A 21531-nucleotide genomic window follows, 5' to 3' on the forward strand; every position below is an offset into this window, starting at 1 on the left:
CTGGGCAGTCCCACGGGATTATCTAACGCACGGCAAGTGCCGGTCTCGCCAAGTCTTTTACGTGATTTGTCCTTCAGCGCCCAGCCGTTGCGCAAAGGCATCCAGCGCGGCTTCGCCCTGGATGTCCTCGGCAAGCAGCGGCAGCTGCTCGATGGGCAGTTCGGGCAATGCCTGGCGCAGCTGGTCGAGGTAGCGCTCCTCCTGGGCATGGCGTTCGGCGAGAAAAGCCCCGGCGTCGGCCGGCGAACGCTTGTTCACGACCAGCCCGGCCACTCCGACGTTGGCGCGAGTCAACTGGGCATGCAGTTCGATGGTTTCCAGAACCGGTAGCCGCTCGGCCGCCAGCACGATGACGAAGGCGCAGCGTGCGCGGTCGCTGACGACCTCGCGCAGCTGGCCGAAGCGCTCGCGGCGTCGGTTGAGCAACTGACGAACCCGCTGCTCGCGGTCTTCGCCTGAATCGGCCCGCTCCCGGCCGATCAGCGACTCACCGAAGGCGCGATCGTCCTGGCCAAGGTTGCGCAGCGCAATGCCGAAGCGGGCGCCGCGCTCCTGCCGACGCAACAGGCCATCGGTCCAGGCGGACATCATTTCAGGGAGTGCCATCAGGCGCGAGGTATGCCCTGAGGGGGCAGTATCGAAGACCACCAGGTCGTAGTCGGACAGCCCCTGCGCGACGGTCTCGGCGATGCGCTCGAGCAGAGCGGCCTCGTGCATCCCCGGGGCATCGCGCGACAGCGCCATGTGCTTGTCCACCTCACCGGCCAGATGCGCGGGCATCAGCTTGCGCAGGGCCGCGCCGACTTCATTCAGATGCGCCTCGACGGTTTCCTGCGGGTCCAGCTCCAGCCCGTCCAGTCCGGCGGCCAGGCGAACCTTGCGGGACCCCACCGGGCGGTTCCATAGATGGCCGAGATTGTGCGCCGGATCGGTCGACACCAGCAGCACGCGACGCCCGGCGCGGGCCTGGGCCAGGGCAGTGGCGGCGGCGACGGTGGTTTTGCCGACGCCGCCCTTGCCACCAATGAACAGCACCCGTCGTTGTGCGGCCAGCTCTAGCAACATCCGATGTGATCCAGTGGCGAGTGCTCCATGCCCATGCGCTGATGCCAGTCGTGGAAGCGTTCGTAGAGTTCCGGCATCAGCTCCAGGGTGTACCAGGCGGCCGGGTTGGGCACGCCGAGCGATTCGGCGAATACCAGCAGCATGAACAGGTCGTCCTCGTCGCGCCGCGCGCGGGCGAAAGTCCGCCGGTAGGGCGCGACATAGAACTCCTTGAGGCCGTCCGAGAGCCGCTGGAAAAAGGGCCGTGGCGTCACGGCAGCGGCTCGTCGGTGGTCATCTCGGCGGCCGGGTCGCGGCCCTTGCGCATGGCGATGATCGCTTCCAGGGTGACCCACAGCGCGGCGATCAGAATCACCACGTCCATACCCAGCAGCAACCAGTTCTCGGCGCGGTAGAACTGGCCCATCTGCACCAGCAGCGCATAGATCGACATCGCCAAGAGGAACACCAGCGGCACCAGGGTGTACATCGCCGGACGGCCCTGCTTGATCAGCAGCACGGTGATGATCGCCAGCGTCAGTCCCGCCAGCAGCTGGTTGGTGGTGCCGAACAGCGGCCAGATCGCCATGCCGCCGCTGCCTTCGGAGCCGGCACCGAAGGCCAGCGCCATGCACACGCCGACCGCGATCAGCGTGCCGACCACGGTGTTCACCTTCATTCCCGCCAGCTCGCCGGCCTCCTGAATCACGAAGCGCTGCAGGCGCAGACCGGTATCCATGGTGGTGCCGGCGAAGAGAATCGCCATGACCGCCAGAATGGTAGCGCCGAGGTCCGCCGGCAGGCCAAGGCCGTTGGCGAGCAGGGTGCCGCCGCCCTGGACGAAGGCATTCACCCCACCCTGGCCAAAGGCGGTATAGACCTGCTGCCAGTCGAGCAGGGTGGCGAAGCCGGCGGTGCAGCAGATGATCGCCGCCAGCGACAGCATGCCTTCGCCCACTGCGCCGAAGTAGCCGACGAAGCGGGCGTCGGTTTCCTTGTCCAGCTGCTTGGAGGTGGTGCCCGAGGCCACCAGGCCGTGGAAGCCTGAGATCGCGCCGCAGGCGATGGTGACGAACAGCAGCGGCACGATGCTCGGGCTGTCGGCCGGCAAGTCGGTGTTGTAGGCCGGTGCGACCAGCTCCGGCGCGCCGAACAGCACCGCCAGATAGAGCAGGCCGAGGCCGACGAACAGCTGCAGGCCGTTGATGTAGTCGCGTGGTTGCAGAAGCACCCACACCGGCAGCAGCGAGGCGATGGCCGCGTAGGCGAACAGCAGGAGAATCCAGAACGACTTGGCGCTCAGGCCCAGCACGGTATCCGGCAGGGTGATCGGGTAGGCGCTTCCCAGCAGAATCAGCAGGTAGAGCACGATCACGCCGCCTACCGAGGGCCATAGCAGCTTGACGTTGTAGCGGTAGATCAGCTGGCCGATCACCAGCGCGACGATGATCGCGCCCCAGACCGGAATCACCGAAGTGGGCGTCGACACCAGCAGATTGGAGATTACGGCGGCGAAGGCACCATTGACCATCAGAAGCACGAGGAAGATCACCACCAGGAACAGGCTGCGCCCGCGCGAGCCGATCAGCCGGCCACTGAGCATGCCCACCGACTGACCCCGGTTGCGAGCGCTGGCCCAGAGCGCGCCGAAGTCGTGGATGCCGGCGAAGAAGATGGTGCCCAGCACCACCCACATGAACGCCGGAACCCAGCCCCAGATCACCGCGATGGCGGGGCCGACGATGGGCGCCGCGCCCGCCACCGAGGTGAAGTGGTGGCCCCAGAGGACGAACTTGTTGGTCGGCACGTAATCGACGCCGTCGCGCAGGGTGTGCGCCGGCGTCTTGTAGTTGGGGTCGAGCCTGTAGATCTTTTCGGCGATGAACTTGGAGTAGAACAGGTAGCCGAGCGACATCGCGGCCAGGCCGACGATCATCAATAGAATCGAACTCATTGAAGCTCCCTCACGCGCATGCCGACAACGGGTTGCGCAGGCGTGGGCACAGGCCCGCAACGGGGCCGCCTTGGTCAGGCCGTGCAATGTTGTAGTTGAGGATCGGGGCGGGTCGCCTGCTTGCGCTCTGCCATCACGTCCGACGCTAAGGACAGTTCCAGGCGGCGACGGTTCATCGGCGCGCGTAATGGGATGAACAATGCACCGTTTGGGTGCGTGTCCTGAGGGGGCGATGTCACGCGCCCTCACGTGACGCACGGTCACGGCTCTGGGCGTGCAAACGCGGGAATGGCAGCGCATGATGGCTCTGTGCCTGCATCGGGTTGTCGATGCGTCGTGACCCTGGCGCGTCAATTGCTAGCTCTGTCCTTTTACAGCGGTATACGCATCAAGGAGTTAGGGATGAACACATTGTTGATGCCAGGTATGCGAGCGTTGGAACGCTTCAGCTTTGCCCGCAAATTTCAGATGCTGGCGCTGATCTTCGTGCTGCCGCTCGGCTACGCGCTGTGGGTGATCGGGCAGGGCTACGTGGAAAAGCTCGGCTCGGTCGACGGGGAGCTGTCGGGGGTGCGTCAGCTGCAAGCGCTCGACGCGGTTGAGGAAATGCTCGTTGCCCAGCGCAACCTGACCGCGCGCTGGAAGGCCACCGAACGCACTCGCGAAGTGAGCGAGGAAAGCAAGGCGCTGATGGTCAGGCTGCAGGCCAGCGAGGCGGGCCTGGACGAAGGGCTGCAACGGCTGCAGCGCCGCCTGGCCGACGAGGCGGCCAGCGGCGACGTGCGGGCAAGCCTGGAGGAGCTGGTCGCCGAGCGCGAAGGCCTGCGTGCCGCGCAGCTGGCGAGCGTCGGCTGGTGGCCGGACGCCTATGATCGTTTCGCTCACAGCCTGCAGCTGCTCGGCACCTTGCGCGAGCAGATCGGCACCGAGAGCGGACTGATCTTCGACCCCTGGCTCGAAACCTACCTCCTGATGCAGCTAGGCACCCAGGATGCGCCGCGGCTGGTGCAACAGCTCGGCGTTCTGGCCAGCGTCGGGCAGGGCGCGGTGGTGTCGGGCAATTTCACCCTGCAAAGCCGCCTGCAATTGCGCGAGATTCGCAGCGCTACCGGCGAATTGCGCGTACAGCTCGGCAAGTATGCGCAGAACCTCGAAGGCAGGCTGCCGCCGACGCTGGCAGCATGGAACGGCACCTACGACCAGACCCTGAAGGGGCTCGACGCCTGGCTCGTGGAGCTGGACCGGAAAATGTACGCCGACGGCCCCATCACCCTTGAGCTCGCCGCCTTCGAACAGGGCATGGACGCTGCGCTGGCCCAGGCGGGCGCGCTGCAACGAACCACCCTGGAGGCGCTCGCCGCCCGGCTCGGTGAATACCGCGCGCAGTCGGTGCAGGCCTTGACCATCACCTTCGGTGCCTTCGGCGTGCTGGTACTGCTGGCGCTCTACACGCTGCTCTGCCTGCAGGCCTCGATTCAGGCCAGCGCGGCGCGCATCACCCGAATGGCGCAATCGCTACGCGACGGCGATCTGCGCAGTCAGGTGGAGGTCCACGGGCAGGACGAACTGGCCGCCATCGGCGCCGCCCTGAATCAGGCCGTCGCCCAGCTGCGTGATTCATTGCAGGGCGTCAACCAGCAGAGCGCGGGGCTTGGCGGCACCGTCGCGGTGCTGACCGACCAGGCGCAGTCGTCGCTGCGCTCGGTCGAGGCGCAGCAGTTGCAGGTGAGCCAGATCGCCACGGCGGCTACCGAGATGGCCGCTACCGCCCAGGGCATCGCCGAAAGCTGCGAGCTGGCTGCCCAGGATGCCACCCAGACCCGGCAGGTGGCCGAGCAGAGCAACCAGCGCAGCCAGCAGACCACCGCCAGCATGCGCCAGCTCACCGGACGCCTGGCCGATACGTCCGAGGCGTTGAATCACCTGCGCGAGCAGGCCCAGCAGATCAATCAGGTGGTCGACGTGATCAAGGGCATCGCCGAGCAGACCAACCTGCTGGCGCTCAATGCCGCAATCGAAGCGGCGCGCGCCGGCGAACAGGGCCGAGGCTTCGCCGTGGTCGCCGACGAGGTACGCAGTCTGTCGCAACGCACCCAGGCCTCGACGGCGCAGATCAGCGGCACGGTCGAGGGGCTGCAGCGCGTGGTGGTACAGGCGGTCGACCTGATGCAGGCCGCCTGCGCCCAGGCCGAAGTCGATGCAGGGGCGGTCACCGAGCTTGGCGATCACCTGGGCGGTATCGCCGGGGCGGTACAGCGGGTCAGTGACATGATCGCCCAGATCGCCACGGCAGTTGAGGAGCAGGCAGCGACGGCCGACGAGGTCAGCGGCAACATCCAGCGTGTCGACCAGGCGGCCGCCAGCCTGCTGCAGAGCGCCCAGGCGGTGCATGGCGTCGCCGACCGCCTGAGCGAGGGCAGCCGCGAGCTGGCGCACAACACCGCTCGTTTTCGCCTGGACTGAGCTGGCGAGGCGCTGAAACACTCGGCCATGCTTTCGGTGATTTCGACGGAGAACTCTGCTGCGCGCCCCAGTCCAAGCAGCGATGAGTAGACGGGAGACGAGCATGCAAGCGTCCGGGCTGCGCCAGGGATGCGTCGATGGACTCTATTGGCTGCTGCTTTACGCGGGGTTCTGGGCGCTGTTCGCCGAAGGGGATGGCTGGTCGTTCGGCGTGCCCGCCGTACTCCTGGCCTGCGCGCTCAGCCTGTGGCTCGGCATCCGGCCCTGGCGGCTGCGGCTGAGCGTCTTGCCGGGCTTCGTCTGGTTCTTTCTCGTCAATATGTTCACCGGCGCCTGGGATGTCGCCCGGCGCGCCGCTCATCCCGGCTGCCCGTTGCAACCCGAATGGGTCGAATACCCATTGGCCGAGAGCTCCGAGCGGGTGCGGCTGCTGCTTTCGGCCCTGGTCGGTCTGTTGCCCGGGACCCTGGCGTCACGGATCGAAGGCTCGCGCATGCAGCTGCATGTACTCGATGGCGGGCAGCCCTGGCAGGCGACCGTGGCCGATCTTGAAGCGCGCCTGATCCGCCTCGTCGACGCCAGGAGCGATCACTGATGGCGCTCTACGCGGTGCTCTTGCTGTTGACCATCTTCCTCGGACTGGTGCGCATCCTGCGCGGGCCTGGCCGTGTCGATCGGCTGCTGGCGGTGCAGCTGTTCGGCACCAGCGGCACCGCGCTGTTGCTGGTGCTCGCGCAGTGGCAGGACGAGCCGGCCTATCGCGACGTGGCACTGGTACTCGCGCTGCTGGCGGCGATGGTCAGCGCCGCGCTGGTCCAGCTGCTGCGCCGGAGGGACCATGCCTGAGGCCCTGCTTTACTGGCTGAGCTGGCCGCTGCTGGTCGGCGGCCTGCTGTTCTTCGCCGCCGGCAGCCTCGGCCTGCTGCGCTTTCCCGATGTCTACAGCCGCCTGCATGCGTTGACCAAGGCCGACACCCTAGGCCTCGGTCTGGTGGTGGCCGGGCTTTCCTGCCGCGCCGACAGCCTGCTGGAGGTGGGCCAGATGCTGGTGATCTGGCTGTTGGTACTGGCCTCGGGGGCCACCGCCTGCCAGTTGCTGGCGCGCCAGGCGCGCGAGGAGCACGGCGATGACTGAGTGGCTGCTCGATGCGGTACTCGCGCTGCTGCTGCTCGCTCTCGCCGGCGGTGCGCTGCATGCGCGTAATCGCTATGCCGGGGTGTTGCTGTTCATTGCCTTCGGCCTGGTCCTGGCGCTGATCTGGGCGAGGCTCGGCGCGCCGGATCTGGCACTGGCCGAGGCGGCCATCGGCGCCGGCCTGACCGGCGTGCTGCTGCTCGCGGCGCTGGCGCGTCAACCGGCCGGCTCCGGAGCCGAGGGCGTCTCGTTCGCCCGCCATCGGTTGGCCGCCGCTGCGGTGTTGGTGCCGCTGCTGATGATCCTTCTGCAGGGCCTCGACCCTTTGGCCGAACAACGCTCGCCGTTGCCTGAGCTGGCCACAGGTGCACTCGGCCAAAGCGGGGTCAGCCACCCGGTAACCGCAGTGCTGCTCAATTACCGTGCCTGGGACACCCTGCTCGAGCTGGCCGTGCTGCTGCTGGCGCTGCTCGGTGCTCGCCAACTCGGCCCTGCGCGTTTCGAGGTGGAGCGGCCCTGGCCGTTGCTGCGGGCCTGGAGCCGGTCGCTTGCGCCATTGTTGCTGCTCGCCGGCGGCTATCTGCTGTGGAGCGGCTCGAGCGCGCCCGGAGGCGCTTTCCAGGCCGGCTCGCTGCTGGCGGCCGGCGTGGTGCTGCTGCGTCTGGCCGGAGTTCTGCCGGCCCTGCGCTGGTCGTTCTGGCCACTGCGGCTGCTGGTGCTGCTGGGACTGCTGCTGTTCCTCGCGGTGGCGATCGCCTGCGCCTGGTTCGGCGCCGGTTGGCTGGTCTATCCGGACGGTTGGGCCAAACCCCTGATTCTGGTGATCGAGGTCGCCGCTACCTTGTCGATCGCCGCCAGCCTGAGCCTGCTGGTGGTCGGCGAAGCACGGGAGGCCAGCGCATGAGCACGACGCTGTTCTGGCTGGCGGTGGGCGCGCTGCTCTGGCTGATCGGTCTGCACGGGCTTTTGACCCTGCGCGATGCGCTGCGGCGGATCATCGCGATCAACCTGATGGGCAGCGGCGTGTTCCTGGTAATGATCGCCCTGGCTGCGCGGGTAGTGCCCAGCGATCCGGTGCTGGTGGCACTGGTGGTCACCGGCCTGGTGGTGGCGGTCAGCGCCACCGCGCTGGCGCTGCGCCTGGCCGGTTCGGCCGAGCGCGGGAAATCGTCATGAACCTCGCCCTGCTGAGCCTCACGCTGCCGCTGGTGGGCGCCTTGCTGCTGATCCTGCTGCGCCCGGCCGGCGGTCGTTGGGTCATCATGATCAACCTGGCCAGCACCCTGGCCGCGGCCGGTGCGCTGCATCAGGTGATGCAGACGGGGACTCAGTGGCTCGAACTGGGGGGCTGGCAGGCACCGCTGGCGATTCGCTTCCAGCTCAGCCCGCTGGCCGCGTTGCTCCTGCTGTTCACGGCCGGCCTGCACCTGCTGGTCGCGCTGTATGCGGCGCGCAGCCGACACGCCATCGGCGGCGAGGATTTCTGGCCGTTGTCCTGTCTCCTGCAGGCGGCGCTGGCCGCGCTGTGGCTGTCAGGCGACCTGTTCAACCTCTACGTGACCCTCGAGCTGCTCAGCCTGGCGGCGGTCGCGCTGGTCGCCCTGGCGGGCGCCAAGGCCTATCGACCGGCGCTGAACTACCTGCTGCTGTCGCTAGCCGGATCGCTGGCTTACCTGTTCGGCGTGGCGCTGCTCTACGGACGCTACGGCGTGCTCGACATCGCCCTGCTGTCCGAGCTCGCCGAGGCCGATGTCACGACCCGTCTGGCATTGCTGCTGATGAGCCTGGGGCTGATGCTCAAGGCGGCGCTCTGGCCCCTGCACCTGTGGCTCCCGCCCGCCCATGCCGGAGCGCCGGCGGCGGTCAGCGCGCTGCTGTCGGCACTGGTGGTCAAGGGGCCCTTGTACATCCTCTGGCTGCTGTGGAGCCGCATTGCGCCGGTCGAGCTGGCGCAGAGCGCCGGAGGGCTGTTCGCCGTGGCGGGCATCTTCGCGCTGCTCTGCGGCGGCTGGTCGGCGTTGCGCGCGCCGTACCTGAAGACGCTGGTGGCCTATTCCACCGTGGCGCAGCTGGGTTACGCACTGCTTGCCCTGGGCCTGCTGCTGCGCTGGCAGGAGCCGAGCCTGAGCGCGGCGCTGTGGCTGTTCGTGCTCGCCCACGGGCTGGCCAAGGTGTCGATGTTCCTGGCTGCCGGCGAGCTGCAGTACACCCTCGGCAGCAAGCGGGTCCGGGCGCTCAAAGGCGCCAGCCAGACGATGCCGCTGGCGCTGTTCGCCTTCGCCGTGGCCGGTGGTAGCCTGATCGGCCTGCCGCCGAGCGGTGGTTTCCTGGCCAAGTGGCTGCTGCTCCAGCCCCTGTTCCAGCAGCCCCAGCATTGGCCCTGGGCGATCGGTGTGCTGCTGGGCACGCTGGCGTCGGCGGCCTATGTGTTTCGCGTCGTCGCGCTCGGCTTCGACCGCGCCCGTCCGACGCCGGCGAGCTTTCACCCTGATCGCCTGGCGCAGTGGCTGGCGATGCTGCCGGCACTGCTGGTCTGGTGTCTGGCGTTGATCAGCAAGCCCTTGCTGCTGTGGATCGGAGGGGTGAGCCAATGACCTGGACCAACTGGTTGCCCCTGGCCATCGTGCTCAGCTCGTTGGTGCCCGGCCTGATCATCTTCTCGCTGCGTGAGGATCAGACCCGCCTGCGGGTGGCGCTCAACCTCGGCGGGGTGGTCGTCAAGCTGGCACTCGTCGTGGCGTTGATCGCCGGCGTCGACCGCGGCCTGCAGTTTCGCTTCGAACTGCCGTTCCTGCCCGGCGCGCCGCTGGTGCTGCAGGCCGACGCGCTGTCGTTGCTGTTCGTCGCGCTGTCGTCGGTGCTCTGGCTGGCGACCACCGTCTACGCCATCGGCTACCTGGAAGGCTCGCCCCTGCGTTCGCGCTTCTTCGGCTATTTCAGCCTCTGCGTCAGCGCCACCGTAGGCCTCGCGCTGGCCGGCAACCTGGTCAGCTTCCTGTTGTTCTACGAGCTGCTGACCCTGGCGACATTCCCGCTGGTGGTGCATCGCGGCACGCCTGAATCGCTACGGGCAGGGCGCGTGTATCTGGCCTACACGGTCGGTGGCGGCACCCTGTTGCTGATGGGCGTGGCGCTGCTGCACGGGCTCGCGGGCAGTCCCGACTTCCAGCCCGGCGGCTATCTGCATGCGCAGGTCCAGGAACACGACCTGGCGCTGCGGGTGGGGTTCGTGCTGTTGATCGTCGGGCTCGGGGTCAAGGCGGCGCTGATCCCGCTGCACGGCTGGCTACCCCGGGCGATGGTCGCACCGGCGCCGGTCAGCGCGTTGCTGCACGCGGTGGCGGTGGTCAAGGCGGGCGCCTTCGGCATCGTCCGGGTGGTCTACGACGTCTACGGCGCGTCGGCGGCGGCCGAACTGGACCTGATGCAGCCGCTGCTGTGGCTGGCCGCGGCCACCATCCTCTACGGTTCGGTGCGCGCACTGCAGCAGCAGGAAATCAAGAAGCGCCTGGCCTATTCGACCATCAGCCAGGTCTCCTACATTACCCTGGGGGTGGCGCTGCTCGGGCCGATCGCGGCGGTGGGTGGCCTGGTTCATCTGGTCCACCAGGGGCTGATGAAGGTGACGCTGTTCTATTGCGCCGGCAACTTCGCCGAGACCCTGGGCGTGCATCGCATCCGTGAGATGGACGGCATCGGCCGGCGCATGCCGCTGACGATGACCGCGTTCAGCATCGGCGCGCTGGGAATGATCGGCATCCCGCCGATGGCCGGCTTCGTCAGCAAGTGGTATCTGGGCCTCGGCGCGCTGGAGGTCGGTCAGGATTGGGTGCTGCTGGTGCTGATCGGCTCGGCGCTGCTCAACGCCGGGTATTTCCTGCCGCTGCTGTGGCGCGGCTGGTTCGCCCCTCCGGCCGACTGGCATGAGAACAACTGGGCGAACGAGCGCTGGGAGACCCATTGGATGCTGCTGCTTCCGGCCGTGTTCACCGCGCTGCTGGCGTTGCTGGTCGGCCTGCTCGCGGGCACCGCGCTCAGCCCGCTCGGCTGGAGCCAGCTGATCGTCAACCGGGAGTTCGAGATATGAGCGGCGCCTGGCTCTGGCTGCTGGTACCGGTGGCGCCGCTGCTGGCGATCGTCCTGCTGCTGGCGCTGCGCGAGCGGGTGATCGGCTGGCTCTGGCTGGCCTGCCTGCCGGCGCTGATGGCGCCCCTGTGGCCCGCCGAGGGGCTGGACCTGCCCTGGCTCTGGGCCGAGATGCGCTGGGGTGGCGACGATGCGCTGACCCGCGCCTGGCTTGGATTCAGTGCGCTGCTCTGGGGCTGCGCGGGCGCGTTCGCCGCCAGCAGCCTGGCCGAGGATCCGCGCCGGCTGCGTTTCTGGCTGTTCTGGCTGCTGGCGTTGTCGGGCAACCTGCTGTTGATCATCGCCGCCGATGCCTTGAGCTTCTACCTGGGCTTCAGCCTGATGAGCCTCTCGGCCTACGGGCTGGTGGTGCACCAAGGCGGGCCGCAGCCGCGGCGTGCCGGGCGGCTCTACCTGCAACTGGCCGTCTGCGGCGAAATGCTGCTGCTCGCCGCCCTGCTGCTGCGAACCTCGGGCGCGCAGGGCGCCTTTGGTTTCGAAAGCTGGGCGAGCGTGCCGATCGACGGGTTGACGCTGGTTCTGCTGCTGATCGGACTAGGGTTGAAGGCGGGCTTCTGGCCGCTTCACGTCTGGCTGCCGCTGGCCCATCCGGCCGCGCCGGCACCGGCCAGCGCCGTGCTCTCCGGCGCGATGATCAAGGCCGGCATCCTCGGGCTGTGGCGCTGTCTGCCCGAAGGCGATCCGCTGTTGCTGGAATGGGCCCCGGTGCTGCTGGCGGTCGGCCTGTTCGGCGCCTTCTATGCCGTGCTGCTGGGATTGTGCAGTCGCCAGGCCAAGGCGGTGCTGGCCTATTCGTCCGTCAGCCAGATGGGCTATTTCGTGATGATCCTCGCGCTGGCCTGGCGTGACCCGCAGAACCTGGCCGCGCTGGCCGGGGTGCTGGTGATCTTTGGTGCTCATCACGGGCTGGCCAAGGGCGCCTTGTTCCTCAGTGCGGGGCTCAGCCACAGCTACCGCCTGCCGCGGCTGGCCTGGTTGCTGCCGGCCATCCCGGCGCTGGCACTGATCGGTGCGCCGCTGACCAGTGGCGGGGCGGTCAAGACCGCGCTGAAATCGGCCTTCGCCGACGGCCATTTCGCCGCCTGGCAGGACGTGCTGAGCCTGGGCAGCCTCGCTACCGGCCTGCTGCTGCTGCGTGCGCTGTGGCTGATGAGACAAGACGCCGCCGCGCCGGAGGCGGGGCGAGCGCCCTTTCTCCAGCTGTTGCCCTGGGCGCTGCTTTGCCTGATGCCGCTGGTGCTACCCTGGCTGTGGCCGACCTTGCGCGCGGCGTTGTTCTACAGCTTCGGCCTGGCCGACACCTGGAAACTGCTCTGGCCGTTGCTCGGCGCGCTCCTACTCGCGGCGCTAGCGCTGCGCCTGGGCTGGTCGGTGCCGCGGATATTGCGCCGCCTGCCTGACCCGGCTTCATGGGCGTCGCTCAGGCTCAAGCGGCTGACCCAGCGGCCGCCGCTGGTGGTGCCGCGACCGACAGCGGCGCGTGAACGCTGGCGCGCCCGCGAGCGGCGCTGGAACCGCTTCTGGCGGCGAGGTGCGCTGGCGCTCAGCGCCTGGGTGGTCGCGGGGCTGCTCTGGCTGGGTTGGTTCTGGTGAGGCGCGACTGGACAGCCGGTGCCGCCGTCCACTAGCGTCTGCCGATCAGTAGCGAAGGAGCGACCCGCGTGGAAAAAGTCCTGGTCAGCGCGTGCCTGCTGGGTGCCCGGGTGCGATACAACGGCTCGGACAAGGCCATCACCGATGACGTGCTCGACCGCTGGGTCGCCGAGGGTCGGCTCGTGTCGCTGTGTCCCGAGGTTGCGGCCGGCTTGCCGACCCCACGCCCGCCGGCGGAGATTCGAGGCGCTGGCGGTGGTGCCGTTCTGCGAGGCCAGGCGCAGGTGGTCGATGCCCTGGGCGACGATGTCAGCCAGGCCTTCGTCAGAGGCGCCGAGCAGGCGCTGGCGCTGGTACGCGAGCACCGCATCCGCGTCGCCGTGCTCACCGAGCGCAGCCCCTCGTGCGGCAGTTCGCTGATCTACGACGGAGGCTTCGGCGGCGTGACACGCCCGGGCGAAGGGACCACGACCGCGCTTTTGCGCGAGCACGGGGTCGAGGTATTCAACGAGGGGCAGCTGGGCGAGGCCGCCGCCTGCCTGAGCCGCTTCGACGACGAGGCGGGCTCGCATAGGACCGCCAACCCACTTTTCAGGGAGTCACCCATGCAGATTCGCGACGCTGTCGCAGCCGATGTCGAGGCGATCGGTCAGCTGCTGGCCGATCTTGATTATCCGCCGGATGTGGGGCTCCAAGCGCGCCTGCAGCGCCTGACCGAGCACCCTGACGCACGGACCCTGGTCGCCGTGGACGGAGAGCGACTGCTCGGGCTGCTGTCGCTGCACTTCATTCCGCAGCTGGCGCTGCCCGGCGCCTTCTGCCGGATCAGCTACCTGTGCGTGGACGAGCGCGCTCGCAGCCTTGGCGTCGGCGCGCTGCTGGAATCGACGGCCCAGCGACTCGCCCGCGAACGTGGCTGTGACCGTCTGGAGGTGCATTGCCACGAGCGGCGTACCCGCGCCCACGCCTTCTATGCCCGGCAGGGCTATGTGGAATCGCCCAAATACCTGATCAAGCCGCTGAGGGAGGCCGGAGATGCCTGAGGCGCGCCACGTCCTGGCAGCTGGCCTGCTGGCATCCCTGTTGTCGGGCTGCGGACTGTGGTTCGGCGCGGGCGAAGGCGAGGTCAGCCGCGCACTGGTTCTCGCGCTACGCGAGCGTAATAGCGAACCCATCACCCTTGCCGAACTGACGCGCTTCCCCTGGGACGAGCTGCTGCTGTTCGCGCCTTACACCCCTCAAGCATCGGTCTGCCAGGCCCTCGCGCTGTCCCGCGCGCGGTGCGCCCTGGTGGCCAGGGGCGAGTCGAGCAGCGATGGCGAAATGCTGATGGTGTTTCGCGAAGCCGGGCAGGTGGTGCACAGCGAGATGCACCTGCGTTCGCATGGCGATTTCCTGCCGCTGCCCGATGCGCACCTCACGCCGGCGACGGCGGTGTTCGACGTGGTTCAGGATGGTGATGGGGCCGGTGGACAACCCTGGCTCAGGCTGCGTGTGAAGGGTGGGGCCTGACGGCGAATAGCCCATCCGCAGGGCCTGTGGCGCATGCCTTGCGAAACACCCATCGCAGAAGCCTTCCAGATCGAAAAAACCCGCCTTATAGACCGCTCCCGCTCAGTCCAAACCGATGCGAATCCGGAAGGCCGCGCCGCCGAGGGGCGATTCGCCGAGGCTGAGCTCGCCGCCGTAGCTGTCGATGATGTCCTTGACCACGGCCAGGCCGATGCCCTGGCCGGGGTGTTGCAGGTCGAGCCGCTCGCCGCGCTGGAGAATGCGCGCGCGCTGGTCGACCGGAACGCCAGGACCGTCGTCCTCGATGCTCAGCAGCAGCTCGCCGTCACCTTCGACGCTGATGCGGATGTGCTTGAGGCAGAGCCGGTAGGCGTTTTCCAGCAGGTTGCCGAGCATTTCCATCAGCGCGCCGCGCTCCATCGGCACCCGGCAATGGCGCCCGACCTGCATTTCAACCTCGACCCGCTTGTCGTGGTAGACCTTGTCCAGCGTGTTGCAGAGGCTTTCGAGCAGCGGCAGCAGCTCGACGCGGTAGCGCACCAGGCCGCTCTTGCCCAGGCTGGCGCGCTGCAGCTGATAGCCGATCTGCTGGCTCATGCGCTCGATCTGGCTCTGCATCACCTGGGCCTGTTCCCGGCTGTCCGGATGGGTGGCGATCACATCGCCCACGCCCTGGAGTACGGTCAGCGGGGTTTTCAGACTGTGCGCCAGGTCGCCCAGGGAGTTGCGGTACTGTTCGCGCTGGCGGCGCTCGCTTTCCAGCAGGCGGTTGAGCGAGCGCGTCAGGCGCAGCAGTTCCCGCGGATGGCGGTCGCTGAGTTCCTGGCTCTGGCCGGCTTCGATACTGTCGAGTTCGGCGCTCAGGCGCCGCAACGAGCGAAAGCCCCAGGTCAGCCCCAGCCAGAGCAGCACCAGCAAGACCAGCAAACCGCCGCCGAGCCAGCGGTAAAGCTGGCGGCGGAAGTCGGTGAACATGCCCTGGTATTCGCTGGCCGGCTGCATGGTGATGAAGCTGAAGGCACTGTCCGGGCCGTTGTCCAGCTGCAGCTCGACGTCGTAGACGAAGTATTCCTCGCCGGTGGCATCGTGGATGCGTACGAACTCGGTGACGCCACCCTGATAGCGGGCGCGATAGTCGATGGATTCGTCCACTGCCGAGCCGGAGCTCCAGACCAGCGTGCCGTTGCGGTCGAAGATGTAGCCGAGCAGACGCGCCTCGGGGAGGTTGAATTCCTCGTAGGGCAGGCGCTCGGGCATCTCCAGGCGGCCGTCTTCCAGTCGCGCGGCGGTGATCAGGGTGCTGGCGTCGGCGGCCAGGCGCTGTTCGATCACCCCCTGCATGGTCAGTCGAAAGGCGCCCTGCAGGGCCGGCAGCAAGGCGAGCATGAAGAGGATGGCCAGGCAGGCGGCACCCAGCATCAGGCGCGTGCGCAGCGACATCTCGCCCCGCGAGATGGCCCGGCCCCGCAGCAACAGCCGCTGCAGGCGTCGGGTCACCGGCAGCGCTCGGTGAACAGATAGCCGAGCCCGCGGACGGTCTCGATCGGTTTCATCTGGCACTGGGTTTCTAGCTTGCGCCGCAGGCGCCCGACCAGCACCTCGATGACGTTGGGGTCGCGTTCCTCGTCGTCCGGATAGAGTTGCTCCATCAGGCGCTCCTTGGCGACCACCTGCTGCTGGTGGCGCATCAGGTATTCGAGGATGCGGTATTCATAGGCCGTCAGGTTCAGCGGTTCGTCGCCGGCCAGCGCCTGCTTGCGGTTGAGGTCGAGCTTGAGCGGCCCCGCCTCGATGGTGGCCTGGGTGAAGCCCGACGAGCGCCGCAACAGGGCGTTCATCCGCGCTTCGAGCTCTTCGAACTGGAACGGTTTGACCACATAATCGTCGGCGCCGGCGGCCAGGCCTTCGACCTTGTCCTGCCAGTTGCCGCGTGCTGTCAGAATAAGGATTGGGAAGCGCTTGCCGTGGCTGCGCAGCTGACGGATCAGGTCCAGCCCGCTGATACCCGGCAGACCCAGATCGATGACGGCCAGGTCATGGTTGTATTCCTGGGTTCGATACAACGCCTCTTCGGCGTTGGGGACCGCATCGACCACATGACCGCTCTCGCCAAGCCGGGTCTGCAAGTGGTGGCGCAGCAGCGCCTCGTCTTCCACCACCAGCATCTTCATCCTGTGCTCCCATGCAAACGGCCGGAAAAAGGCCGGCCAATAGGTGCGGCCGGGCATGGCCCGGCCGCTTTTTCCAGAACTCGACTTAGAAGTGGTAGTTCAAGCCGAGGTAAACCTGCTTGGTGCTGTGCAGGTCGATCGAGCCCAGTTTGCTGCCGCCGTGTTCGGAGACTTCAGTGCTCGCGTTGCTGCGCATGTAGCGGTAACCGGCTTCAACGGACGCCTGGTCGCCAAGCTGCTGCAGGATACCGGCCTGCATGCCGATCAGGTAGCCGACATCGGTGTCACGGCTGTAACCGCGCGATTCCTGCTCCAGCTTGGTCAGACCGGCGCTGGCACCGCCGAACAGGCGGGTGGTATCGCCCAGCGGGATGAAGTGGTCATAGCTGGCGGCCAGGTTCTGCTGGCGCAGCTTGAGGCTGCTGCCGTAGTCGTCCGACACGTTTTCGTAGGTCAGGTAGTAACGGCCTTCGTCGGTCATCTGGCCGCCGCGGATGCCCCAGGTGCCGCTGTTCTTGATCACGTCATCAAACTGGGGGTAGTTCATGTTCTGCTTCAGCGCGCCGGAGCGGTCGATGTTGGTGGTGCTTTCGCCCCAGGTGAAGCCGACGAAGTTGTCAGCAGCCTGGGCGCCTACGGCGAATACACTGAGGGTGGTGGCCAGAGCCAGGGTATGCAGTTTGTTCATCGGTAACTCCTTTCCAAGGCAGCGGTTGCTGTACGGGAGTTACTTTGCCCCAGGGGTACTGAACGCTTGCTGAACCCCTGCTGAACCTCACCTGAACGAGTAGCCGAACAGCGGCGGGGGCGGCGACAACCGCCAGTGAGGCTGGATTGGCGTAGGTCAGGAGGCGTGCCCCTTTTGCGGTCAAGACTAGGTGCCCCGACCGCTCCCACGAAGACTGCGCACTGACTGTGGGAGCGGTCACGACCGCGAGCTTTCAAGGGGGGGCTGGGCTTCCCTCACCCCTAAGCCGGGCGCCCCAACCTCTCCCCCGAGGAGAGGTTTAGATCGCATGGGCGCTCAGGCCTCCGGCCGGGTGAGGTCAGTGACGTTTGCGGCCGACCAGGGAGAACAGCGCCAGCGCGCCGAGCGCCACCGCCGCGGTGGTCGCGATCGGATGCTGCGAGGCGCGGGTGTAGAGGCTGCTCTGGGCGACGTGCCCGGGATAGCGTCCGGAGGCGTGGCCGTCCACGGTGGGGTCGGCCGCATGCAGGGCACCCTCGCGGTTGCTGTCGGGCTTGCCGCTCTGAAGCCAGTCGTAGATGAAGCTGCGGCGCACCCAGTCGGTCAGGCGCGGCGCATTCTCGGCCAGCCGCGACATCAGCTTGGCATTGCCGATGTACACGTCGCGCTGCGGATGTTCGGCGGCGTGCAGGATCGCCTGGGCGACGACTTCCGGGGCATAGACCGGTGGCGGGAAGATGGGCGCGCTGGGCATGATGTTTTTCGAATGGTCCATGAACTGTGTATCGGTGGATGCCGGCCGCACCAGCGTGACCGAAATCGGCGTCCCGGATTTTTCCAGTTCCAGGCGCAGCACGTCGGTCATCGCCTTGATGGCGTGCTTGCTGGCGCTGTAGCTGGCGTGGAAGGGCAGCGCCGCCACCGATTCGACGCTGCCGATGTTGATCAGCGCGCCCCCCTTGTTGCGCAGGTGCTCGACCGCGATGGCCGAACCATAGTGAGTGCCCCAGAAGTTGGTCTGCATGACGCGGCGGCTGTCCTCGTCGCTGACCTGGTCGAAGCGGCCCCAGATCGAGGTGCCGGCATTGTTGATCCAGGTATCGAAGCCGCCGAAGCGGGCCATGGTCTCCCGGGCGACGCGTTCCAGATCCTCGCGCTCGCCAACATCGGCCACCACGTAGAGCACGTTGTCGCCGCTCTTGAGTTCGCGCTCGATTTCTACCAGGGCCTCTTCGTTGCGCGCCACCAGTACCACTTTCGCGCCGGCGTCGACGGCCATCCGTGCGGTCGCCAGGCCGATGCCGCTCGACGCTCCGGTGATGACGATGACCTGCTCGCGCAGCGGTTTGAGAGTAATGGACATGGAGACCTCCAGTTCTGGCGGCCGTCGCGGCCGCAAAAAGGGTATCGGTTCCTAGTAGAAGCCACTGCCCGTGCGGGGTTCCGCCCGGTGGATGGGCGGCACCGCGAGCGCCGATACGCGGTTCCCAGCCGTTTCGTATCAATTGCAACATTTCATGACAGGCGGCATGAACTCTTCTGATGGCCACCTGATCTCAGAGAGAAGCTGATCAGCACATGGGCTTCACACGTCGTGCCAGGCAAGGTCTTCGTGCGTCGTGCAAAACAATAAGGAGGGATTCGTCATGCCAGCAGTCGCAAGCACAGCCGCCAAGGGGCGATTCGAGGTTCTGGACAGTTTCAGGGGAATTTGCGCGCTTGCCGTGGTGCTCTTCCACACGCAGATCCTGTTGAGCTTTTCGGAGCTGCCGCTGTTCCGACACGCCGACCTGTTCGTCGAGTTCTTCTTCGTACTGAGCGGTTTCGTCATGCACCACGCCTATGGCGGGCGGGTATTCGACCGGCAGGTATTCAAACGCTTCATCATCAGCCGGACCTTTCGCCTGTTTCCCCTGCACCTGACCATGCTGGCAGTGTTTATCGGGCTGGAGTTCGGCAAGCTCTGGGCCGAGCGCCACGGGTTCACCTTCAACGACCCGGCCTTCACTGGCAAGACCGCGCCCGGCGAGATCATCCCCAACGCGCTGCTGCTGCAGTCATGGTTCAACGGTTTCAACAGCGTCTCGTTCAACGTGCCGGCCTGGAGCATCAGCATCGAGTACTACTTGTACATGGTGATGGGCGTGGTTCTGCTGACGCTGCCACGCTACAGCGCCCAAGTATTCCTGCTGATGTCGCTGATCGCCTTCTCGGCGTTGTTCGTCAACCTCGAGCTGATCAAGCCCTTCATCTGGCGTGGCGCGTCCTGCTTCTTCGCCGGAGCGCTGGTGCACATGGTCTACAGGCGTATCCGGGCGTGGGTCGAGCGGATCGACGACCGTGCGCTGTTCAGCCTGCTCGAGGTGCTCTGCCTGCTGCTGATTTACCGGACGCTCACGACCGAGGGCCAGCATCAGGGCCTGGTCGCCAGCCTGCTGTTCTGTGGGGTGATCCTGGTGTTCGCCTTCGAGCGCGGCATCGTGTCGGACCTGATGCGGCTGCGGTCCTTCGCCCGCCTGGGAGTGCTGTCGTTTTCCATCTACCTGACCCACGCCGCGGTGATCTTCGCCTTCACCAGCGCCGCGATGGTGCTGTCGAAACTCACCGGCATGGAGCTGACGCGCATCCTGACCAAGCCTGGCAGCGACGAGATCATGCGCTACATCACCACCGGCAGCGTGACCGGCGATGTGTTGGTGACCCTGCTGGAACTGGCGATCGTGCTGGCGGTGTCGTCCTTCACCTATCAGTTCATCGAACTAAAGGGCATCGAGTTCGGCAAGCGGCTGCTCAAGACCGGCCCGGTGCCGCTGTCCCAGCACTGAGGGATCTGGCTAGGCGTCGTGCTGGTCGGGATAGGATCGCTGCAGGGGTGGTTGCTCGACACCATCGACCGACCACTGCAGCTCGGCGTCGAGCTGCGCGCCGGGGCTGATGCCGAGCCGGTTGCGCAGCGGGCATTGCACCTGATCCGAAAGGATCATCTGGCCACCCTGGCTGGTCTGGCTGGTACCGGCCAGGCCCCTGGCCTTGACGGTCAAACGATAGTCGACCCGCTGGCCGTTGCCCCGCAGGCACAGCGCCAGTTCCACCCGCTGTTGTTCGACCGGCTCTAGCTGCAATTGCACGTCGACCCCGCCGGGCGCAGCGGCGATCAGCCAGCCGCCCAGGGCCATGCTCAACATCCGCGACGCCCGGCCCCGTGGAGCCGTGCCGCGGCGCCGCTGGCGAAAATGACGGTGCTCATGGCGATGTCCTCGATAGTCGGGTTGGGTCTGCGCCAGCGTGGCGGCTCGCTGTTACCGTGGCGTGACCGCCCACGCCACCGGCGGTCTCGCCGAACATGGCGTGAGCACGCGGGCGGGCTCAGCGGTATTGGTTGATCTGGATGGTCTGGCCGTCGCCGAACTGGATGATCGAACTCTGCAAGCCATCGCCCTGCTGATTGATGCCCGCCGTGTTGTAGGCACCGTACTGGACGATCGAGGCTTCGTTGCCGTTGCCCGCCTGGTTGATGCTGGCGGCGTTGCCGTAACCGGACTGCAGGATGCTCGCCACCGAGTTGCTGCCTTGCTGGAGAATGTAGGCTTCCTGGTCGCTGCCCTGCTGCACGATGTTGCCCAGCAGGCCCTGGCCGTTCTGCTCGAGGGTGGCGACGTTCTGCGCACCCTGCTGCTGCACCAGGGCGGTCTGCCCATCAGTCGGTGGCGCGTCAAGCCCTGGGATGCTGCTGCCGACGCTGAAGCTGCTGCTGCCGACGAGATCGCCATTGTCGACCAGATCGTCGGAGGCCAGCAGCGTCGAACTCGACAGTAACGCGGCGCTGAGCAGGCCGGCTTTGATCCAGATGCTGTTCATCGCATGGTCCCTCGAAACGCAAGGTGTTGATTGTGCCCGCCGTAGCGCCGGGGCGCATCCGCCACATGGTGTAAAGCCCGCCCGCGCACCGGCATCCAGGGATTAATTCCTCGGCGGCACCTGGACCAGCGAGCTGCTCAGGTATTTGCTCAGCGAGGTGTTCTCCAGCATCTGGCCGTCGGCGACGCGCCAGAGATTGCGCTCGATGCCCTGGGCCACAAGATGCGCCACGGCGGCTTCGATGGCCGACAGCACGCACAGCTGCGCCGGTTCGTTGGTGGTATAGCCCGCTTCGGCTTCGAGCAGCTCTCTGTATTCGATGAACTTGAATACGCTGGCCGAGCGAGCAATCGAATAGATCGTCTTGGACGTCATCACGTTGGCCAGTACCTGGCTGCTGCGCACGTCCACCGCGCGCAGGTTCACCGTGACCTGGTCCACCCGGTATTCCTGAGAGGCGCCGACGCCCAGGTAGCGGGCACCCAGGCCCCCGCTGCGCACGTTGGTGTCGTAACCGACGATGTTGCCTTCGAGGATGATATTGGCCGCCTGCAGCGAGGGGAGGTCGGCCTGGATGTTTTCCGGGATGTTCGGCTTGTTCTGCGAAGCGCGAATGATCTTGCGCTCGGTCAGCACGTTCTGCAGGCCCTCGCGTTCGAGCACGATGAACCAGCCGCTGGCCTGCATCGCATCGACCAGCATGCTCGCCGCGCCCTGGGTCACCGCGGTGGAAAAGGAACTCGCCGGGCCCGGCTTGTACTGCCCGCTCTGGTCGCGGAAGCCGTAGACCGCCGCGACCAGCCGGCCGCTCGGGCGCGGCAGCTGCAGCAGGTCTTCGTAGGTCGAGGTTCGGGGCGTAAGGGTCGGTATGTCGCCCTGTTCGGCCGGCATGGGCTCGCGCAGCGCGCACCCGCCGAGCAGCGTCACGAGTAGCGCTGCAATGATCGTCCTGTTCATTTTGCTCAAA

The 21531-nt window shown here is 66.9% G+C and carries 22 protein-coding genes and 1 pseudogene; 13 read left to right on the top strand and 10 right to left on the bottom strand.

What is annotated here, in order from left to right:
- Window positions 1-57: 57 nt before the first annotated feature.
- From G7026_RS07620 to G7026_RS07630, 3 genes are read right to left on the bottom strand one after another with little or no spacing between them, the layout of a single operon-like run.
- On the bottom strand, window positions 58-1065 hold the full coding sequence (locus G7026_RS07620) for an ArsA family ATPase (RefSeq protein WP_181070150.1): 1008 nt from the start codon (window positions 1063-1065) through the stop codon (window positions 58-60).
- Window positions 1056-1319, bottom strand: coding sequence for a cory-CC-star protein (locus G7026_RS07625; RefSeq protein ID WP_181070151.1), 264 nt, complete (start codon window positions 1317-1319; stop codon window positions 1056-1058). The genes G7026_RS07620 and G7026_RS07625 overlap by 10 nt, the downstream gene beginning before the upstream one ends.
- On the bottom strand, window positions 1316-2998 hold the full coding sequence (locus G7026_RS07630; protein ID WP_181070152.1) for a carbon starvation CstA family protein: 1683 nt from the start codon (window positions 2996-2998) through the stop codon (window positions 1316-1318). Before G7026_RS07630 ends, G7026_RS07625 begins: the two co-directional genes overlap by 4 nt.
- A 402-nt stretch (window positions 2999-3400) precedes the next feature.
- Between G7026_RS07630 and G7026_RS07635 the strand changes: the two genes are divergently transcribed.
- From G7026_RS07635 to G7026_RS07685, 12 genes and pseudogenes are all read left to right on the top strand, one after another.
- The gene (locus tag G7026_RS07635; RefSeq protein WP_181070153.1) at window positions 3401-5461 is read left to right on the top strand and encodes a methyl-accepting chemotaxis protein; all 2061 of its coding nucleotides are present in this window, start codon (window positions 3401-3403) and stop codon (window positions 5459-5461) included.
- Window positions 5462-5564: 103 nt separating this feature from the next.
- Window positions 5565-6056 (top strand): Na+/H+ antiporter subunit E, encoded by a 492-nt coding sequence (locus tag G7026_RS07640; protein WP_181070154.1) that lies wholly within the window; start codon window positions 5565-5567, stop codon window positions 6054-6056.
- The gene (locus tag G7026_RS07645; protein WP_181070155.1) at window positions 6056-6307 is read left to right on the top strand and encodes a monovalent cation/H+ antiporter complex subunit F; all 252 of its coding nucleotides are present in this window, start codon (window positions 6056-6058) and stop codon (window positions 6305-6307) included. The genes G7026_RS07640 and G7026_RS07645 overlap by 1 nt, the downstream gene beginning before the upstream one ends.
- Window positions 6300-6596, top strand: a complete 297-nt coding sequence (locus tag G7026_RS07650) for a cation:proton antiporter (RefSeq protein WP_181070156.1) — start codon at window positions 6300-6302, stop codon at window positions 6594-6596. The genes G7026_RS07645 and G7026_RS07650 overlap by 8 nt, the downstream gene beginning before the upstream one ends.
- Window positions 6589-7500 (top strand): hydrogenase subunit MbhD domain-containing protein, encoded by a 912-nt coding sequence (locus G7026_RS07655; protein WP_181070157.1) that lies wholly within the window; start codon window positions 6589-6591, stop codon window positions 7498-7500. The genes G7026_RS07650 and G7026_RS07655 overlap by 8 nt, the downstream gene beginning before the upstream one ends.
- The gene (locus G7026_RS07660; RefSeq protein WP_181070158.1) at window positions 7497-7772 is read left to right on the top strand and encodes an NADH-quinone oxidoreductase subunit K; all 276 of its coding nucleotides are present in this window, start codon (window positions 7497-7499) and stop codon (window positions 7770-7772) included. Before G7026_RS07655 ends, G7026_RS07660 begins: the two co-directional genes overlap by 4 nt.
- Window positions 7769-9190, top strand: coding sequence for a complex I subunit 5 family protein (locus G7026_RS07665; protein WP_181070159.1), 1422 nt, complete (start codon window positions 7769-7771; stop codon window positions 9188-9190). Before G7026_RS07660 ends, G7026_RS07665 begins: the two co-directional genes overlap by 4 nt.
- Entirely contained in the window at window positions 9187-10683 is a 1497-nt protein-coding gene (locus G7026_RS07670) for a complex I subunit 5 family protein (RefSeq protein ID WP_181070160.1), read from the top strand. The genes G7026_RS07665 and G7026_RS07670 overlap by 4 nt, the downstream gene beginning before the upstream one ends.
- The gene (locus G7026_RS07675) at window positions 10680-12335 is read left to right on the top strand and encodes a proton-conducting transporter transmembrane domain-containing protein (protein WP_181070161.1); all 1656 of its coding nucleotides are present in this window, start codon (window positions 10680-10682) and stop codon (window positions 12333-12335) included. Before G7026_RS07670 ends, G7026_RS07675 begins: the two co-directional genes overlap by 4 nt.
- A gap of 68 nt (window positions 12336-12403) precedes the next feature.
- Window positions 12404-12889, top strand: a pseudogene (locus tag G7026_RS22825) (DUF523 domain-containing protein); the annotation flags it as partial.
- 51 nt (window positions 12890-12940) lie between these two features.
- Window positions 12941-13378, top strand: a complete 438-nt coding sequence (locus G7026_RS22830) for a GNAT family N-acetyltransferase (RefSeq protein WP_258190205.1) — start codon at window positions 12941-12943, stop codon at window positions 13376-13378.
- Entirely contained in the window at window positions 13371-13847 is a 477-nt protein-coding gene (locus tag G7026_RS07685; RefSeq protein WP_181070163.1) for a hypothetical protein, read from the top strand. The genes G7026_RS22830 and G7026_RS07685 overlap by 8 nt, the downstream gene beginning before the upstream one ends.
- Before the next feature lie 102 nt (window positions 13848-13949).
- Here G7026_RS07685 and G7026_RS07690 read toward each other — a convergent pair whose 3' ends face one another.
- From G7026_RS07690 to G7026_RS07705, 4 genes are all read right to left on the bottom strand, one after another.
- Window positions 13950-15287, bottom strand: coding sequence for an ATP-binding protein (locus G7026_RS07690; RefSeq protein WP_219858366.1), 1338 nt, complete (start codon window positions 15285-15287; stop codon window positions 13950-13952).
- 53 nt (window positions 15288-15340) lie between these two features.
- Window positions 15341-16018, bottom strand: a complete 678-nt coding sequence (locus G7026_RS07695; protein ID WP_181070165.1) for a response regulator — start codon at window positions 16016-16018, stop codon at window positions 15341-15343.
- Window positions 16019-16103: 85 nt separating this feature from the next.
- Window positions 16104-16706, bottom strand: coding sequence for an outer membrane beta-barrel protein (locus tag G7026_RS07700; RefSeq protein WP_181070166.1), 603 nt, complete (start codon window positions 16704-16706; stop codon window positions 16104-16106).
- 358 nt (window positions 16707-17064) lie between these two features.
- Complete coding sequence (locus G7026_RS07705; RefSeq protein WP_181070167.1) at window positions 17065-18069, bottom strand: SDR family oxidoreductase; 1005 nt, start codon at window positions 18067-18069, stop codon at window positions 17065-17067.
- A gap of 283 nt (window positions 18070-18352) precedes the next feature.
- On the opposite strand from G7026_RS07705, the gene G7026_RS07710 reads away from it, so the two are divergent.
- Window positions 18353-19531 carry an acyltransferase family protein gene (locus G7026_RS07710; RefSeq protein WP_181070168.1) on the top strand — a complete coding sequence of 393 codons (1179 nt, stop codon included), beginning with the start codon at window positions 18353-18355 and terminating at the stop codon, window positions 19529-19531.
- A 9-nt stretch (window positions 19532-19540) separates the two neighbouring features.
- On the opposite strand, the gene G7026_RS07715 is transcribed toward G7026_RS07710, so the two are convergent.
- From G7026_RS07715 to G7026_RS07725, 3 genes are all read right to left on the bottom strand, one after another.
- The gene (locus G7026_RS07715) at window positions 19541-19891 is read right to left on the bottom strand and encodes a hypothetical protein (RefSeq protein ID WP_181070169.1); all 351 of its coding nucleotides are present in this window, start codon (window positions 19889-19891) and stop codon (window positions 19541-19543) included.
- A 181-nt stretch (window positions 19892-20072) separates the two neighbouring features.
- Window positions 20073-20564, bottom strand: a complete 492-nt coding sequence (locus G7026_RS07720) for a hypothetical protein (RefSeq protein WP_181070170.1) — start codon at window positions 20562-20564, stop codon at window positions 20073-20075.
- Between the two features lie 102 nt (window positions 20565-20666).
- A complete protein-coding gene (locus G7026_RS07725; protein ID WP_181070171.1) occupies window positions 20667-21521 on the bottom strand; it encodes a CsgG/HfaB family protein in 855 nt (284 codons plus the stop codon).
- Between the last annotated feature and the right edge of the window lie 10 nt (window positions 21522-21531).

It is taken from the genome of Stutzerimonas azotifigens, assembly GCF_013522725.1.
GTDB classification, from domain to species: domain Bacteria; phylum Pseudomonadota; class Gammaproteobacteria; order Pseudomonadales; family Pseudomonadaceae; genus Stutzerimonas; species Stutzerimonas azotifigens_A.